Source organism: Microvirga soli (genome assembly GCF_016734765.1).
In the GTDB taxonomy this organism is placed as follows: domain Bacteria; phylum Pseudomonadota; class Alphaproteobacteria; order Rhizobiales; family Beijerinckiaceae; genus Microvirga; species Microvirga soli.
Genome location: NZ_JAERQE010000023.1, coordinates 30,036 through 46,698, shown reverse-complemented (window position 1 = coordinate 46,698; position 16,663 = coordinate 30,036). Strand labels below are relative to the sequence as shown.

At 65.0% G+C, this 16,663-nt stretch carries 11 protein-coding genes; 4 read left to right on the top strand and 7 right to left on the bottom strand.

Translation table 11 applies throughout. The annotated features are described in order from the left end of the window. Nucleotides 1-7: 7 nt before the first annotated feature. Nucleotides 8-1,198, bottom strand: coding sequence for a histidine kinase (locus tag JKL45_RS18395; RefSeq protein ID WP_201863036.1), 1,191 nt, complete (start codon nt 1,196-1,198; stop codon nt 8-10). A gap of 33 nt (nt 1,199-1,231) precedes the next feature. Next, nucleotides 1,232-2,524, bottom strand: coding sequence for an adenylosuccinate synthase (locus tag JKL45_RS18390; RefSeq protein WP_201863035.1), 1,293 nt, complete (start codon nt 2,522-2,524; stop codon nt 1,232-1,234). An 815-nt stretch (nt 2,525-3,339) separates the two neighbouring features. Here JKL45_RS18390 and rnk point away from each other — a divergent pair. Next, nucleotides 3,340-3,933, top strand: coding sequence for a nucleoside diphosphate kinase regulator (gene rnk / locus JKL45_RS18385; RefSeq protein WP_376771050.1), 594 nt, complete (start codon nt 3,340-3,342; stop codon nt 3,931-3,933). 153 nt (nt 3,934-4,086) lie between these two features. On the opposite strand, the gene JKL45_RS18380 is transcribed toward rnk, so the two are convergent. Then, nucleotides 4,087-4,950, bottom strand: coding sequence for a type 1 glutamine amidotransferase (locus JKL45_RS18380; RefSeq protein ID WP_201863034.1), 864 nt, complete (start codon nt 4,948-4,950; stop codon nt 4,087-4,089). Between the two features lie 76 nt (nt 4,951-5,026). Here JKL45_RS18380 and JKL45_RS18375 point away from each other — a divergent pair, with 76 nt between their 5' ends. Then, nucleotides 5,027-5,932, top strand: coding sequence for a DMT family transporter (locus JKL45_RS18375; protein ID WP_201863033.1), 906 nt, complete (start codon nt 5,027-5,029; stop codon nt 5,930-5,932). Between the two features lie 159 nt (nt 5,933-6,091). Here JKL45_RS18375 and purU read toward each other — a convergent pair whose 3' ends face one another. The 3 genes from purU to JKL45_RS18360 form a co-directional block, all read right to left on the bottom strand. After that, a complete protein-coding gene (gene purU, locus JKL45_RS18370; RefSeq protein WP_201863032.1) occupies nt 6,092-6,964 on the bottom strand; it encodes a formyltetrahydrofolate deformylase in 873 nt (290 codons plus the stop codon). 25 nt (nt 6,965-6,989) lie between these two features. After that, entirely contained in the window at nt 6,990-8,582 is a 1,593-nt protein-coding gene (gene serA / locus JKL45_RS18365) for a phosphoglycerate dehydrogenase (RefSeq protein ID WP_201863031.1), read from the bottom strand. Between the two features lie 200 nt (nt 8,583-8,782). Then, on the bottom strand, nt 8,783-9,955 hold the full coding sequence (locus JKL45_RS18360) for a phosphoserine transaminase (protein WP_201863030.1): 1,173 nt from the start codon (nt 9,953-9,955) through the stop codon (nt 8,783-8,785). 246 nt (nt 9,956-10,201) lie between these two features. On the opposite strand from JKL45_RS18360, the gene JKL45_RS18355 reads away from it, so the two are divergent. Both JKL45_RS18355 and JKL45_RS18350 read left to right on the top strand, forming a co-directional pair. Beyond that, the gene (locus JKL45_RS18355) at nt 10,202-11,488 is read left to right on the top strand and encodes an efflux RND transporter periplasmic adaptor subunit (protein WP_201863029.1); all 1,287 of its coding nucleotides are present in this window, start codon (nt 10,202-10,204) and stop codon (nt 11,486-11,488) included. 134 nt (nt 11,489-11,622) lie between these two features. Further along, the gene (locus JKL45_RS18350; RefSeq protein WP_312896985.1) at nt 11,623-14,835 is read left to right on the top strand and encodes an efflux RND transporter permease subunit; all 3,213 of its coding nucleotides are present in this window, start codon (nt 11,623-11,625) and stop codon (nt 14,833-14,835) included. 310 nt (nt 14,836-15,145) lie between these two features. On the opposite strand, the gene glmM is transcribed toward JKL45_RS18350, so the two are convergent. Then, on the bottom strand, nt 15,146-16,501 hold the full coding sequence (glmM, locus tag JKL45_RS18345; RefSeq protein WP_201863028.1) for a phosphoglucosamine mutase: 1,356 nt from the start codon (nt 16,499-16,501) through the stop codon (nt 15,146-15,148). Nucleotides 16,502-16,663: the final 162 nt, after the last annotated feature.

The window sequence follows — 16,663 nt, the reverse complement described above, 5'->3', positions numbered from 1 at the left end:
TGGTGTATTACTGCCACTGGCTGAAGGCGTCGTTGATCACCTGCTCGCCGGATCCGCCCTTCTCGAAGCTGAGAATGGCGCGCTGGCCCGAGGCCATGCGCACCGGCAGATCAACCCAGTTGCGGCGCACGAACAGCTGGGTGTTGCGCGCAATATCGGCCTGGAGGTTGGAGAGGCCGATCAGGAACAGGTTCTCGCGCACGGGCACCGGCAGGCCGGCGACCGGAGTGCCGCGAGCAGCCTCCTCGCTCTTGAACTGCAGCAAGCCCACGTCACGGATCACCCGGTTCGTGTCGTCCTCACGGGTCGTGAAGGTGAGCTCGACCGTATGGGAGGCCGGGAGCGTGGTGTCGAGGTTGCGCCGCAGCACCATCCGCATGGTCACCCCGGCGTCCGGAATGTCCACATTGGCGATGACGGCCTTCTCCAGCGGTTGGCCCTGGCCTGGATTGACGTCTTCGAGGCGCCACGTCACGCGTCCGACCTGCGCCTTGGGCGCCTGCGGATTGGCGGGATCCTCTTCGTAGAAGACCGCGCGCTGCACAACACCGGCATCCTGGCGCGGCGCCGGGTTGCCCGCGGCCGCCGGCGGAGGGGCCTGCCCTCCCCCCACGCGCTCGTCGATCTTGGTATCGGCGGGCGGCGTCGCTGGGGCCTCGGCGACCGGGGTCTCGGGAGCCAGATCCTCGGGCCTGTCGCGCCACAGGAACGCAAAGGCCGCAATGGCCGCGATCACGAGCGCCAAGACCGAACCGAACACGATGGTGCGGCCGCGTCCCTTGTTCTGCATGGCAGGATGAGGACGGCTGTCGATCTTGGGCCGGGCCATTGCGGGCTCGGCATAGGCCTCCTCGGCCTCGTCATCCTGAACCGGCTGAGGAGCCGGCGCCCGCAATCCGTGAACCGAGGCCGCGCCGCGCGAGGCTTCAGGTCCCGGACGGACCGGCGGCTCGTCGGCCGGCATGGGCGAGACGGCATCGGACCCGGCCGACGAATAATCCGCCTCGACCCGGTTGATGGCGTCATTGAGGGAGCGGCTTTCCTGCAGGATCTCGGCCTCGGACAGAGGCGGGTCGAGCGAACGCAGTTGCGCGATCAACGCCGTGCGGGCACGCTCGTAGACAGCGTGCCGCTGATCGGGGTTCTGCTCGGGCAGGCCTTCGACGGCTCGGGCGATGAGAGGGTAATAATCTGCCATTTGCCTTGGGAATGACCCGCCGGGGCTTTGCCGTCAACCCTCAAAGGGGTTCTTCATGAGGATTGTGTCGTCACGCTCCGGCGAGGTGGAGAGCACCGCGACCGGCGCGCCGATCAGTTCCTCGACCCGGCGGACATACTTGATGGCCTGGGCCGGCAGGTCCGCCCAGGAGCGGGCGCCTGCGGTCGAGCCGCTCCAGCCCTCGAACTCCTCGTAGATCGGCTCCACGCGGGCCTGCGCCCCCTGGCTCGCCGGGAAGTAGTCGATGGTCTCGCCATCGAGCTTGTAGCCGACACCGATCTTGATGGTCTCGAAGCCGTCGAGGATGTCGAGCTTGGTGAGCGCGATGCCGTCGATGCCCGAGGTGCGCACCGTCTGGCGCACGAGCGTCGCATCGAACCAGCCGCAGCGGCGCTTGCGCCCCGTGACCACGCCGAACTCCTTGCCCTTCTGGCCGATCAGCTCACCGGTCTCGTCGAAGAGCTCGGTCGGGAACGGTCCTTCGCCCACGCGGGTGGTGTAGGCCTTGGCGATGCCGAGCACATAGCCGACTGCCCCGGGGCCGAGGCCCGAGCCGGTCGCCGCCTGGCCGGCCACTGTGTTGGACGAGGTGACGAACGGATAGGTGCCGTGATCGACATCGAGCAGCGCTCCTTGAGCGCCCTCGAACAGGATACGCTTGCCGGCCCGGCGCTCCTCGTCGAGCAGGCGCCACACGGCATCCATGTAGGGCAGCACCTTGGGCGCCACGGAGGCCAGCTCCTCGAAGATCGCCTTGGGGGCGAACTCGTCGAGGCCGAAGCCGCGGCGCAGGGCATTGTGATGGGTCAGCAGCCGCTCGATCTTCTCGGGCAGGGTGTTCAGGTCGGCCAGATCCATGAGGCGGATGGCGCGGCGGCCGGCCTTGTCCTCGTAAGCGGGACCGATGCCGCGCTTGGTGGTGCCGATCTTGGTGCCGGCGCTGCCGCTTTCGCGCAGTGCATCGAGCTCGCGGTGGATCGAGAGAATCAGCGTGGCATTCTCGGCCACGCGCAGGTTCTCGCGGCTGATCGAGACGCCTTGCTCACTCAGGCGCTCCACCTCGCCGGCCAGGGCATGCGGGTCGAGCACGACGCCGTTGCCGATCACCGAGAGCTTGTTGGGGCGCACGACGCCGGAGGGCAGGAGCGAGAGCTTGTAGACCTTGTCGCCGATCACGAGGGTATGGCCGGCATTGTGACCGCCCTGGAACCGCACGACCACATCCGCCTGTTCGGACAGCCAGTCGACGATCTTGCCCTTGCCTTCGTCGCCCCACTGGGCGCCCACGACAACCACGTTCGCCATCGCTCAAACCCTCACATGAAAAAGCCCCGGCGCAAGGCCAGGGCTGGGTAAAAACCTTGCAAACCCTCATGGTGGATCACGCGCCTCAGGTCAAGGCGGAATGAGCCCTGCATCCCCGCATCATAACCACCGGAAAGGCGGGAATGTGGTTTTGTATATTCGTCCGCGATGATTGATTGACCTGAGAAAGTGCCAGCGCCTTCGGGCCTGAGGCCGGGGGCCTCAAGCCGTCAGGTCAATCGAGGGTGGCGCAACGGGCAGCCTGGCTCGATGTGATGGTGAGAAGTGAGAGCCAGGCTGCTCGTCACGCGCGGTTTGTTTTAGCGGACCTGGAGGCATGCCAGATCGGCCCCCTGCGATCACAGGCGTGCGAGGCCTGCGGCAGGACCGCTCCTTACCCCGCATCTGCGACGCCTCGCGAGCGCGCCCCTCGTCGGGAAAGGATGCACAACGATATAGCCCAGCTTAGGACCAAAGTCAAGAACAAAATGGGAACATTCATGACCCTGGTTCGAGCGGCTGACTATGTTCTCGCCTGCGAAAGCTTCGCTCCCATTTGACAAACACGGCGGGGTATAGGAGCCTCGGCTCATCATGTTGAGCCTTTTACGATACCGTCGTGGCCTGCATCGGGCAGGCAACCTCATCGCGGGCAAGTAGCCCCGAGCTCAACGCGCGTCCGCGCTCCGAGCTCGGGGCGCTACGCAGGATCTGAACCACTGGACATCGTATGAGGCTGATGCCGGATCATCCGGTACGGCGGCATGCTTCATCGCCTCTTCCACCTTGTGGTTCGTGCCGTGCAGCCGGAACCCGTGCAGGGCCAGATCACCAACGCTCCTTCGCGTCCGATGGCCGTCACCGGCAAAACGATCGCATCCCGGATGAGCCAAAACCCGAGCGTTTCAATCCATCCCCAATTGCCGGAATCCGAGGACGGTTCCGGGACACGCCACACCTTCAAGAACAGGAGACATCGAATGGCCGATAGAACAATGCGCAATGCGAAACCACGCATCACTTTGACGGCAGCAGATCATGAAAAGCTCTCGGCGCTTGCCGAGGCCGCCCTGCATACAATGCCGGATGTGGCACGGGAACTCACCGATGAGCTTGACCGGGCTCATATCCTGCGTGAGGGGAAGCAACGTGCAGATGCTGTCCATATGGGTTGCGAAGTCGATTTTCGTGATGACACCACAGGACGCGTGCAGACCGTCACCTTGGTTTACCCGCATGAGGCCGATATTTCGAAGGGGCGGATATCCGTATTGACCCCGATCGGAACCGCTCTCATCGGACTCCCGCTTGGTCAATCGCTCAACTGGACCACCCGCACGGGTGAACTGAAGCGCCTGACCGTCCTGCAGATCCGCAATCCCGCTGTGGCGGAAAAGGAACCCGTCTGAGCGGAATTGTCCGGGCATGATGCTCGGAACGGTACGCCTATGTCACTCCGGGTCGGAGATGATGAACCCATCGGACGGAAGGGAATCCATCGTACCAAGCGCGCGAGTGGATTCCCTTCCCTCACTGCGCTCCGCGGGGATGCCCCCTCACTGTCATGCCCGTCCGCGTGCGCTCTTCTCAGTCCGCACCCGGTGCTCGATGAAGTTGCGGATTTCGCGGGTGCGGCGGTGGGGTTCGAGAACCTCAGCGTCGATGCCGTGGCGCCAAGCAAGATCGAACCGCGCCGGATCCTTGTCGAGCGCCGCCAGATCCTCCGCATAGGCGAGCGCCTCCTCGGACGTGCGGCAGAAGCCTTCCCGCACGAGGATGTCGGTGCGGCGGCTTAAGATCGCCGCGAGTTCACTGAGCGAGAATTCCGGGTGATATTGCACGCCCCAGAACGTGCCGCCGTCGCGGCGGATCTCGGCGGCCTGAACCGGCGAGATCGCGTTGCTGGCAAGAACCGTGCAATCCTCCGGCACGGTGCCGACCATGTCGAGATGGATGGCGGGCGCGTCGTAAGCGGCCGGGCGGCCATCGAGCAGCGGGTGTCCCCTGCCCGCATCCGTTGCGGTAATCTTACGGGCGATGCCGACCTCGCGGCCGAGCGGGTTCTTTTGCACATCACCATCGGCCGCGACCGTTGCCACCTGCAGCCCCCAGCAGGAGCCGAAGGACGGCGTGAGGGAGGCGAAAGTCGCCCGCATCAGGTCGATCTGACGCAAGATCTCAGGCGTGCGGTCGTAGATGTTGAGATGGGAGCCTGTGAGCACGATCCCGTCGTAGGATTCGAGCCCCGCCGCATCCGGCAGGTTCGCGCCCTCGTCCGTCGGGAAGGCGATATCGCAGACCGCATCCTGGGCAATCCCCTGGATCACCTCCGAATAGGACTCGGAGAGCGTGAGTCCATAGGCGTCCCTGTGGGCCTGCCTTGCGCCCCGCGTATTGCCCTCAACCACCAGAAACCGTAAGCCCATGCGTGTCACCCGCTTGCTGTCATGCCGGTTTAGCCGAACGGCGCATGGCGGCAAGTGCAATAAGGTCTGGCCTCCAATGAATATCCTGCACGCGCTCTGGAAGGGAACATGGGGGCAGGCCTATGTGCTTCTGACCCTCACCACGTTGATGTGGGGTGGCAATGCCATCGCCGGGCGGCTCGCCGTGGGCGAGGTGTCCCCCATGATGCTCACCTGCCTGCGTTGGGTCATCGTCGTGGTCGTGCTGACGCCGCTGGTCGGCCGGCAGGTGATTGCGGCATGGCCGCAGATCAGGGAGCGCTGGGCTTTCACGATCCTCATGGGAGCCTTCGGCTTCACCGGCTTCAATGCATTGTTCTATGCCGCAGCCCACCACACGACCGCCGTGAACCTCACCATCTTCCAGGGCTCCATTCCGGTGCTCGTGCTTCTGGGCACGGTGCTGTTCTTCCACGCCCGCGTGATCCCGCTGCAGATCATCGGCATGATCGTCACGATCCTCGGCGTGATCCTGGTCTCGGTGAAGGCCGATTTCGAGATCCTCCGGACGCTCGCACTCAACATCGGCGATGTCTGGACGCTGATCGCCTGCGTGTTCTATGCGGGCTATACGCTCGGCCTGCGCCATCGCCCGGCGCTTCCGGGCCTCATCTTCTTCGCCGCGCTGGCAGGGGTGGCCTTCGCCACATCGCTGCCCCTTCTGTGGATCGAGGCCGCGCAGGGCAACCTGCAATTCCCGACCGCCAAAGGGTGGATGATCCTGCTCTATGTGGGCCTGCTGCCGTCGCTGCTCTCTCAGGTGTTCTTCATGCGCGGCGTGGAGCTCATCGGCCCGGCCAGGGCCGGTCTCTTCGTCAATCTCGTGCCGGTCTTCGGCGCCCTGCTCGCGGTGGCGCTCCTGGGCGAGCCTTTCGCGCTCTACCACGCAGGAGGCCTCGTGCTGGTGCTCGGCGGCATCTGGCTCGCGGAGCGGCGGCGGTAACCTACACTATCATTCCGGGGCCGCGCAGCGGAACCCGGAACCCATAAACGCTAACGGTGCAGAAAGAAGCGATACGCTGCTCGCCCTTTCTTGAGGCGTCGTGGTTATGGATTCCGGGCTTGGCCTATGGCCGCCCCGGAATGACAGTGAACGGGCTTGCTAATCCGCAAACACCACCGTCTTGCGGCCGTTGAGCAGGATGCGATCCTCCAGGTGATAGCGCACGGCGCGAGCTAAAACGCGGCGTTCGATGTCGCGCCCCTTGCGCACGAGGTCGTCTGCCGTGTCGCGGTGCGTGATCGATTCCACGTCCTGCGCGATGATCGGACCTTCATCGAGGTCCGACGTCACATAATGCGCCGTCGCGCCGATCAGCTTCACGCCGCGGGCATGGGCCTGATGGTAAGGTTTCGCACCTTTGAAGCTGGGCAGGAACGAGTGGTGGATGTTGATGCAGCGGCCGGAGAGCTTTGCGGCGAGCCCATCCGAGAGCACCTGCATGTAGCGCGCAAGCACCACGAGATCGGCCTTCGAGTCGCGGATGATCTCCCAGACCCGCGCTTCCTGCTCGAGCTTCGTGTCCTTCGTGACCGGCAGGTAGTGGAATGGAACGCTGCCCAGGTCCACATGGCTGTAGGTATCGACCGGATGGTTGGCGATGACCCCGACAGGCTCGAAATCGAGCTCATCGATGCGCCACCGATACAAGAGATCCGCAAGGCAATGATCGAATTTCGAGACCAGGAGCATGACGCGCTGCTTGCGAGTCTGATCGCTCATCGCCCATGTCATGCCGAAGCGCTCGGCCAGGGGCGCGAAGCCTGCTCTGAGCGCCTCGATAGCGCTCTCGCCCTCAACGGGGTTGAACACGACACGCATGAAGAAGCGGTCCGTCTGCGTGTCGTCGTATTGCTGCGCGTCGAGGATATTGAGGCCCGCATCCGAAAGATGTCCCGCGACAGCCGCCACGATACCGGGACGGTTCGCGCAAGCGAGCGTCAGGATGAAGCGTTGCGAGACATTCATTGCCATGATGCGTCCTCTTGATCCTTGAGCTTCAGAACCGCACGGCGCGGGCGCGCTTGACCTGCGGGATATCCTCGATCCGGCGCAGGAGCTCGTCGGAGACGGGCTCGTCCACCGAGACGAAGCAGATGGCATCGCCGCCGGGCTTGTCGCGGCCGAGCGCGAAGGTCGCGACGTTCACGCCGGACTCCCCGAGCAGGGTGCCGAAGCGGCCGATGAAGCCGGGCTTGTCGTCGTTGCGCACATAGATCATATGCGGCGCGAACTCGGCATCGACCGCGATGTCGCGGATATCGACCACGCGCGGCTTGCCGTCCTGGAACACGGTGCCGCCCGCATGGCGCGCCATGTCCTCTGCGTCGACCACGATGCGGATGAAGCTCTCGTAGTCGCGCGCCGCATTCTCGCGCTTGACCTCTTCCACCATGATGCCGCGATCGCGCGCCACAAGCGGCGCCGACACCATGTTGATATCCTGCAGGAAGGGACGCAGCACGCCGGTCACGGCGGCCGAGGTAAGCGCGCGGGTGTTCATCTCGGCGACATTGCCCTCGTACTCGATGCGGATGCCCTTGATCGGTGCTTCCGTGAGCTGGCCCAGGAACGAGCCGAGCTTTTCGGCGAGCGCCACGAATGGCTTGAGGCGCGGGGCTTCCTCGGCGGTGATCGACGGGAAGTTCACGGCATTCTGGATCGCACCCTGGAGCAGGTAATCCGACATCTGCTCGGCCACCTGCAGGGCCACGTTCTCCTGCGCCTCCGTGGTTGCGGCGCCTAAGTGAGGCGTGCAGACCACGTTGGGGTGGCCGAAAAGCGGATTCGACGTTGCAGGCTCTTCCACGAACACGTCGAAGGCCGCACCCGCCACATGGCCGGAATCGAGCGCGGCACGCAGAGCAACTTCATCGACGAGACCGCCGCGGGCGCAGTTGACGATACGCACGCCCTTCCTGGTCTTGGCGATATTCTCGGCCGAGAGCACGTTCTTCGTCTTCTCGGTCATCGGCACGTGCAGGGTGATGATGTCGGCGCGGCGCAGCAGGTCGTCGAGTTCCACCTTCTCGACGCCGAGCTCAATGGCGCGCTCCGGGGACAGGAACGGATCGTAGGCGATCACCTTCATGCGAAGGCCGATGGCGCGGTCGGCCACGATGGACCCGATATTGCCGCAGCCGATGACGCCAAGCACCTTGCCCGTGAGCTCGACGCCCATGAAGCGGTTCTTCTCCCACTTGCCGGCCTGTGTGGACGCATCGGCCTGCGGGATCTGACGTGCGAGCGCGAACATCATGGCGATCGCATGCTCGGCTGTGGTGATGGAATTGCCGAAGGGCGTGTTCATGACGATCACGCCGCGCGCCGTGGCAGCCGGGATCTCGACATTGTCGACACCGATGCCGGCGCGGCCGATCACCTTCAGGTTCTTGGCCTGCTCGAGGATCTTTGCCGTGACCTTGGTGGCGGAGCGGATGGCGAGGCCATCGTAGTCACCGATGATCTGGCTAAGCTTGTCCTTGTCCTTGCCGAGATCCGGTTGGAAATCGACCTCGATGCCGCGATCCTTGAAGATCTGCACGGCGGCGGGGGAGAGAGCGTCGGAAATGAGTACGCGGGGAGCGGGCATGGTGCACCTCTGATGTGCCGCCCCTACACCCTCCCCTTGAGGGGGAGGGTCGGCTCTTTGAGCCGGGGTGGGGTGAACGGCGCTGTCGGTTTGAATAATTGACGTTAGATCCGAGGGCAGTCGGCTCATGTGGTGTTTCCACCCCACCCCGCCGCCCTGACGGGCGTCGACCCTCCCCCTCAAGGGGAGGGTTCAGCGGTTCAAGCCGCTTTCGCGAGCTTTGCCTTTTCCTGCGCGAAGGCCCAGTCGAGCCAAGGCGTCAGGGCTTCGAGATCGGATTGCTCGACCGTGGCGCCGCACCAGATGCGCAGGCCCGGAGGGGCATCGCGATAGGCGCCGATGTCGAGGGCCACACCCTCCTTCTCGAGCGCGGAGACGATGCCCTTGGCCACCTGCATCACGGCCTCAGGGCCTTTCGCGACGATGTCCGGATCGGCGATCACGAGGCATACGCTGGTGTTGGAAGCGGTGGCCGAATCCTTGGCGAGGTTGGCGATCCACGGGGTCCTGGCGACCCAGTCGGTGATCACTTTCGCATTGGCATCGGCTTTCGCGACGAGCGCATTCAGGCTGCCGATGGACTTCGCCCATTCGAGCGCGTCGATGTAATCCTCGACGGCCAGCATGGACGGGGTGTTGATGGTTTCACCCTCGAAGATGCCCTCGATGAGCTTGCCGCCCTTGGTCATGCGGAAGATCTTCGGCAGCGGCCAGGCAGGCTTGTAGCTCTCGAGCCGCTCGACGGCACGGGGCGAGAGGATGAGCATGCCGTGGGCCGCTTCGCCGCCCAGCACCTTCTGCCAGGAGAAGGTGACCACATCGAGCTTGGCGAAATCGAGCTTCTGCGCGAAGGCCGCCGAGGTGGCGTCGCAAATAGTCAGGCCCTCGCGGTCGGCCGCGATCCAATCCGCATTCGGCACGCGCACACCGGAGGTGGTGCCGTTCCAGGTGAAGACCACGTCGCGGGTCTTGGTGTCGACTTGGGACAGGTCGGGCAGCTCGCCGTAGGGCGCGCTGATCACGCGGGCGTCGGAGAGCTTGAGCTGCTTGACCACATCCGTGACCCAGCCCTCGCCGAAGCTTTCCCAGGCCAGCATGTCGACCGGACGGGCGCCGAGCATCGACCACAGCACCATCTCGACAGCGCCGGTGTCGGAGGCGGGCACGATGCCGATGCGGTAATCGGCCGGCACGTCCAGCACCTCGCGGGTGAGGTCGATGGCGAGCTTCAGGCGCGCCTTGCCGAGCTTGGCGCGGTGCGAGCGGCCGAGGCTGTCAGTCTTCAGGTTTTGCAAGGACCATCCGGGGCGCTTCGCGCAGGGGCCGGACGAAAAGAAGGGCGCGCGCGGACGCGCGGCGGGCAGGCTTGTCATGGTATCCATCCTCTCAGATGGGCGCCTCTCGGTGGGGAGAGGTGTCCCGCCGACCGGTATGACGGACGCGTCAGCCATGGTCAAGGCGATTGCTGGAGGGTCTGTCGTTGCGGCAGGATCTCAGATTACGAAATCGTAATACAAAACATCGTGTTTAGAAGGATCCGATCCGGGTAATTGGCATATATTGTGCTAGGACGAGTTCCGGTATTCAGAACGATAAAGACTGACGTGTAAGGAGCAAGCATGCGTGTGTCCGGTCAACTTGCTGTCATAGCCATGCTGGGGGCGGCAGGCTTTGGCGGCTGGTACGCCTACAAGGGCGGCCATCTGGCCAATGTGCCCGTGATCGGTGCGTATGTGAGCCAACCTGCCGGCCAGCAGGCCGGCGCTCCGAGAGGGCCAGGAGGAGGTCCCGGCGGCCGCGGCGGTCCCGCCGGCCCGGCAACCGTCGAGGTTGATACGGTGAAGACCGGGCGCATCGTCGAGGTGCGGGAGTCAGTGGGCACGGTGCGTGCCTATGAATCGATCATGGTGACCGCCAAGGTGGCAGGCATCATCGGCGAGATCGGCTTCGATGAAGGCCAGAAGGTCAAGGCCGGCGACATGCTGGTCCAGTTCGATGCCGCCGAGCGTCGCGCCGCCATCGAGCAGGCTGTCGCCGAGGCCAGCCGCGCCACGGCGCTCCGGAACGAGATCGCCATCAAGCTCGAGCGCGCCCAGGCTTTGAACCGGACCGGCGCCGGCACCGGCGCCCAGGTCGACGATTTGACGGCGCAGATGAAGTCGCTCGAAGGCTCGATCGCCTCCGCCCAGGCCCAGCGCAAGGCCGCCGAGGCGCGCCTCGAGGATCTGACGATCCGCGCGCCGTTCGCAGGTCGCGTCGGCACGCGCTCCGTATCGCTGGGTGCCTATGTGGCGCCAGGCACCCGGATCACGTCCCTGGACGACCTCTCGAAGGTGCGCCTCGACTTCGCCGTGCCGGAAAACCTTCTGGGTCGCCTCAAGCCGGGCCAGACGGTCAACGCCGTCTCGGCCGCCTACCGTGGCCGGACCTTCAAGGGAACGGTCGCGACCATCGATACACGCGTCGATCAGACGACCCGTACGGCGCGCCTGACCGCCGAGTTCGAGAACGCCGACGAGGCCCTGAAGCCCGGCATGTTCCTGTCCGTCGCCCTGGAGGTCTCCACCAAGGACGACGCCGTCGTGGTGCCGGAAGAGGCGGTCGTCAGCGAAGGCCTTCGTCACGTCGTCTATCCGGTGAAGGACAGCAAGGTGGAACGCCGCGTCATCACCATCGGCCAGCGTCAAGGCGGCAAGGTGGAGGTGGTGGACGGGCTCAAGACCGGCGAGACCATCGTGGTGCTGGGCGTCCAGCGCGTGCGGCCCGGCGCCGAAGTCGTCGCCCGCCCGGTGGGCTCCGGTGCGCCTGCCGCGCCCGTTCCGGCCGCCAACCGCGAGCAGCCCTCCCGCTCCTCGCTGAACGTGCCGCAGGCCATCGGCAGCGCCCAGGCGGCCGAGCGGAAGTAACGCGCTTCTTTCCCTCCCCCTTGTGGGGAGAGGTGGCCGCGCAGCGGCCGGGGTGGGGGTGTGAGCGCTGGACTTGACCAGCAAAGCGCTGACACCCCCACCTCCAACTCCTCCCCACAAGGGGGAGGAGTGTTGTGTCGAGTTTCGTTGCGAACCTCTCGCAGCCATCTGGATCGATTAAAGCCATGCAGGTTTCAGACCTCTTCATCCGCCGCCCCGTCTTCGCCGTCGTGGTCAGCCTGCTGCTGATCGTGGGTGGCCTGGCGGCGCTCATGAACCTGCCGGTTCGCGAATACCCGCAGGTCGACCGTCCGGTCGTTTCGGTCTCCACCGTCTATCGTGGCGCCTCGAACGAGGTGATCGAGAGCCGGGTGACGGAAATCATCGAGGGCGCGGTCGCCGGCATCGAAGGCATCCGCCAGATTACCTCGCAAAGCCAGAACGACCGTTCCTCCGTGTCCATCGAATTCGAGGTGTCCCGCGAGCCGGAAGCCGCGACATCGGACGTGCGCGACGCCGTCTCCCGCGTGACCGGGCGCCTGCCGGACGGGGCCGACACGCCGGTGGTGCGAAAAGTCGATGCGAACGCCTCGGCCATTCTGTGGGTCGGCGTCACCTCCACGAGCCTCGATGCCCTCGAGCTCAGCGACTTCCTCAAGCGCGTCTATGTCGATCGCCTGTCGACCGTTCCGGGCGTCGCCAATGTGAACCTGAGCGGCGAGCGACGCTTTGCCATGCGGGTCTGGGTCGACCGCCCGGCACTGGCCGCCCGCGGCCTGACGGTGCAGGATCTGGAGACCGCCATCAAGCGCCAGAACGTGGAACTGCCCGGCGGCCGGATCGAGTCCGCGCAGCGTGAATTCACCGTCAAGACGGATTCCCGCCTCGCGACTCCTGAGGAATTCTCCCAAGTGATCGTCACCAACAAGAACGGCTATCTGGTTCGGCTCGGCGAGGTCGCTCAGGTCGAAGTCGGCCCGGAGGACACGCGCTTCGAATTCTACCAGTCGGGCGAGACCGCCATCGGCCTGGGCGTCGTGCGCCAATCGACCGCCAACACGCTCTCCGTCGTCGAAGGCGTGCGCAAGGAACTGGAGGAGCTCAAGACGTCGCTGCCGCCCGGCACCGTGGCGGAAGTGGCCTATGACGAGAGCCAGTTCATCCGCGCCTCCATCGACGGCGTGCTGAAGACACTTCTCGAAGGCGTGGCGCTGGTGATCCTCGTGATCCTGGTCTTCCTGCGCGACTGGCGCTCGACCATCGTGGCCATGGTGGCGATCCCGGTCTCCATCACGGCGGCCTTCATGGTGATGGCGTTCTTCGGCGCGTCCATCAACGTGCTGACCCTGCTCGCCATCGTGCTCGCCATCGGCATTGTGGTGGATGACGCCATCGTGGAGATCGAGAACGTGCACCGGCGCATCGAGGAAGGGCAGCCGCCGCTGCTCGCTTCCTTCGACGGTGCGCGCGAGATCGGCTTCGCGGTGATCGCGACGACCGCCACCCTGATGGCGGTGTTCGTGCCGCTCGCCTTCATGACGGGCAACACCGGCAAGCTCTTCCGCGAATTCGGCATCACGCTCGCGGCCGCCATCTTCTTCTCGGGCGTCGTGGCCAGAACCCTCACGCCGATGATGTGCTCCAAGCTGATGGTTCCGGCCCACGGCCGCATCCAGCGCATGACCGAACCGGTCTTCGAGAAGATGAACAACGGCTATCGCTGGCTGCTCTCCCGCGCCCTGAGGATTCCGGTCGTCATCCTTTTCGTCGGCTTCCTCGTGTCGCTCTCGGCCTACGGCTTGTTCCAGTCCCTGCCGAAGGAATTCGCCCCGCAGGAGGATCGCGGCGCCATCATCGTCAGGCTGCAGGCGCCGGAAGGCGCGAGCCTCGACTACACCCGCGACCGGGTGAAGGAGGTCGAGAAGGCCATCCTGCCCCTGCAGGAACAGGGCGTCATCGGGTCCATGCTGAGCCAGGTCGCGCCGGGCTTCGCCCGTCCCTCCCCGGTCAACGAAGGCATCGTGATCGTGCGTCTCGTGCCCTGGGAGGAGCGGACAGAAAGCCAGCAGGACATCGTGCGCCAGCTGACGCCGAAGGTGTCGAACTTCCCCGGCGCGCGCGTATCGGTGGTCAACCCACCGGCCTTCGGCGGCGCAGGCGGCTTCGGCCAGCCGATCCAGTTCGTGCTCGGCGGTCCCGATTATGAGACCATCCGAGGCTGGCGCGACATCGTCATGCAGAAGGCCCAGGAGACGGGCAAGTTCGTCAACATGGACTCCAACTACCGCGAGTCGCAGCCGGACATTCGCGTGCAGATCGACCGTCAGCGCGCCGCCGATCTTGGCGTCTCGGTTGAGGATATCGGCCGTACGCTCCAGCTGATGTTCGGTGAGACCGAAGTCTCGACCTTCGTCAGCCGTGGCGACGAGTATCCGGTGATCATGCGGGCCCGCGCCCAGGATCGCGCGACGCCGAGCGATCTCACCAACACCTTCATCCGTGCCGCCAACAGCGAGCTGGTGCCTCTGTCGTCCTTCGTGACCCTGACGGAATCGGCGGCTCCCCAGGCCCTGAACCGGTTCGACCGCCTGCGTTCGATCACGATTCAATCCTCGCTGACGCCGGGCGTTTCCATCGGCGAAGGTCTGGAAATCCTTCAGCAGATCGTGCGCGACAACCTGCCGGCGGAGGTGCGTATCGGCTACAATGGCCAGTCCAAGGACTTCCTGGACTCGACCGGTGCGATCTACGTGACCTTCGCCATGGCGCTGCTCGTGGTGTTCCTGGTGCTGGCGGCGCAGTTCGAGAGCTGGATCAACCCGTTCATCATCATGCTCACCGTGCCGCTCGCGGTCACGGGCGGTCTGCTGGCATTGTTTGTCACGGGGCAGACGCTCAACATCTACAGCCAGATCGGCATGATCCTGCTCATCGGCCTCATGACGAAGAACGGCATCCTGATCGTCGAGTTCTCGAACCAGCTGCGCGAACGCGGATACTCGGTGCGAGATGCGGTTCTCGAAGCATCGGTCATGCGCCTGCGGCCGATCCTGATGACCTCGATCGCCATGATCGGCGGCGCCATTCCTCTCGCTTGGTCCACGGGCGCCGGCGCCGAGGCCCGCAATGCCATCGGCACGGTGATCGTGGGCGGCGTGACGGTCTCCACCCTGCTGACCATGCTGGTGGTACCGTCGATCTATCTGCTCATCGGCGGCTTCACCAAGCCATCCACCTATGTGGGCGACATGATCGACCGCCTGCGGGCGCAGACCGGCCTGCGGCCTCACGGGGAAGACATCAAGCCTCATGCGCCGCATCAGCCTCCCGCCCATCCGGCGGAGTGATCGGCAGCATAGCACTTTCGACACTTTCCTCTCGTCATCACCGACTTTGTGCCGGTGATCTCAATTAGGATAAGCGCCGCACTTCACAGAAGCGGGATGGCGGAGACGGGCTCGACCATGACCCAGGGGTGTCATTCCCGGCCGGAGCGCAGCGGAGGGGAAGGGAATCCACACACGCTCAGCGCTATGGATCCCCTTCCCTCGCTTCGCTCGCCGGGGATGACACCAGTGCCCCACTCCCCACAAGAACAAAACAAAAGCCCCGGCGATCCACTCGCCGGGGCTTTTGTTTTGAAACGGGAGATGTGCCTTACGCGGCGACCTTGGAAGCCGCCTGGGTGACGGCAGCCACCACGTCGTCCACCACGCGGTTGACGATATCCTCGTTGTCGCCCTCGCCCATCACACGGATGACCGGCTCGGTGCCGGAGGGGCGGATCACGAGACGGCCCGCTTGACCGAGGGTCTCGCGCCCTGACTCGATGGCCTTGATGACCGAGGCGTCCTGCAGGGGCTTGCCGGCCTTGTAGCGCACGTTCTTGAGCACCTGCGGCAGGGGCTCGAAGCAGTGGCAGACCTCCGAGACCGGCTTGCCGAGGCTCTTGACCACCGCGAGTAGCTGCAGCGCCGCCACGAGGCCGTCGCCCGTGGTGGTGTAGTCGGACATGATGATGTGCCCGGACTGCTCGCCGCCGAGGTTGAAGCCGTGGGCCCGCATGTGCTCGAGCACGTAGCGGTCGCCGACCGCCGTGCGCACGAGGCCAAGGCCCATGCCGCCCAGGAAGCGCTCCAGGCCGAGATTCGACATGATCGTCGCGACGATGCCGGGCTGCGACAGGCGTCCGTCGTCCTTCCAGGAGCGTGCGACCACGGCCATGAGCTGGTCGCCGTCTACCTTGTGGCCCTTCTCGTCGACGATCAGCACCCGGTCGGCATCGCCGTCGAGGGCAATGCCCACATCGGCTCGCAACTCCCGGACCTTCTGGATCAGGGCATCGGGCGCGGTGGAGCCGACATCGTGGTTGATGTTGAAGCCGTTCGGCTCGACGCCGATCGACATCACCTCGGCGCCCAGCTCCCACAGGGCTTCCGGGGCCACCTTGTAGCCGGCGCCGTTGGCGCAATCGATCACGACCCGCATGCCTTCGAGATCGACCTGCCGCGGCAGGGTGCGCTTGGCGAATTCGATATAGCGGGCCTGAACGCTCTCGATGCGCTTGGCGCGGCCGAGGGTGGCGGAGCCGGACAGGCGGCTGGTCAGGTCGGAATCGATCAGGGCCTCGATCTGAAGCTCCATGTCGTCGCTGAGCTTGAACCCGTCCGGGCCGAACAGCTTGATGCCGTTATCCTCGTAGGGGTTGTGCGAGGCCGAGATCATGACGCCGAGGTCGCAGCGCATGGAGCGGGTCAGCATGGCCACCGCAGGCGTCGGGATCGGCCCGAGAAGGAGGACGTCCATGCCCACCGAGGTGAAGCCCGCCTGAAGGGCCGACTCGATCATGTAGCCGGACAGCCGCGTGTCCTTGCCGATCACGACCCGGTGCCGGTAATCGCCCCGCTGCTGGAACATGAGGCCGGCGGCCTGCCCGACCCTGAGGGCGAGGTCCGGTGTGATGATGCCGTTGGCGCGGCCCCGAATTCCGTCGGTCCCGAAGTATTTCCGCACGTGCTTGGTCTCCGCATTCCGTTGCGCTGATCCGCGCCTTTGCTTTTTCAAAGCAACCTCCCCCACTTCGGTCAAGGCATGGAGGCCGATCCGCGCATCACAAGTGATAAGCGATTGTTACAAACCTTACGCCTGGCTCATGTGTAGTATTAGTACTTTGAG

Coding starts and splice junctions, on each gene's coding strand:
- JKL45_RS18395 (WP_201863036.1), bottom strand. CDS start 1,198: ATGGCAGATTATTACCCTCTCATCGCCCGAGCCGTCGAAGGCCTGCCC.
- JKL45_RS18390 (WP_201863035.1), bottom strand. CDS start 2,524: ATGGCGAACGTGGTTGTCGTGGGCGCCCAGTGGGGCGACGAAGGCAAG.
- JKL45_RS18380 (WP_201863034.1), bottom strand. CDS start 4,950: ATGGGCTTACGGTTTCTGGTGGTTGAGGGCAATACGCGGGGCGCAAGG.
- JKL45_RS18375 (WP_201863033.1), top strand. CDS start 5,027: ATGAATATCCTGCACGCGCTCTGGAAGGGAACATGGGGGCAGGCCTAT.
- purU (WP_201863032.1), bottom strand. CDS start 6,964: ATGGCAATGAATGTCTCGCAACGCTTCATCCTGACGCTCGCTTGCGCG.
- serA (WP_201863031.1), bottom strand. CDS start 8,582: ATGCCCGCTCCCCGCGTACTCATTTCCGACGCTCTCTCCCCCGCCGCC.
- JKL45_RS18360 (WP_201863030.1), bottom strand. CDS start 9,955: ATGACAAGCCTGCCCGCCGCGCGTCCGCGCGCGCCCTTCTTTTCGTCC.
- JKL45_RS18355 (WP_201863029.1), top strand. CDS start 10,202: ATGCGTGTGTCCGGTCAACTTGCTGTCATAGCCATGCTGGGGGCGGCA.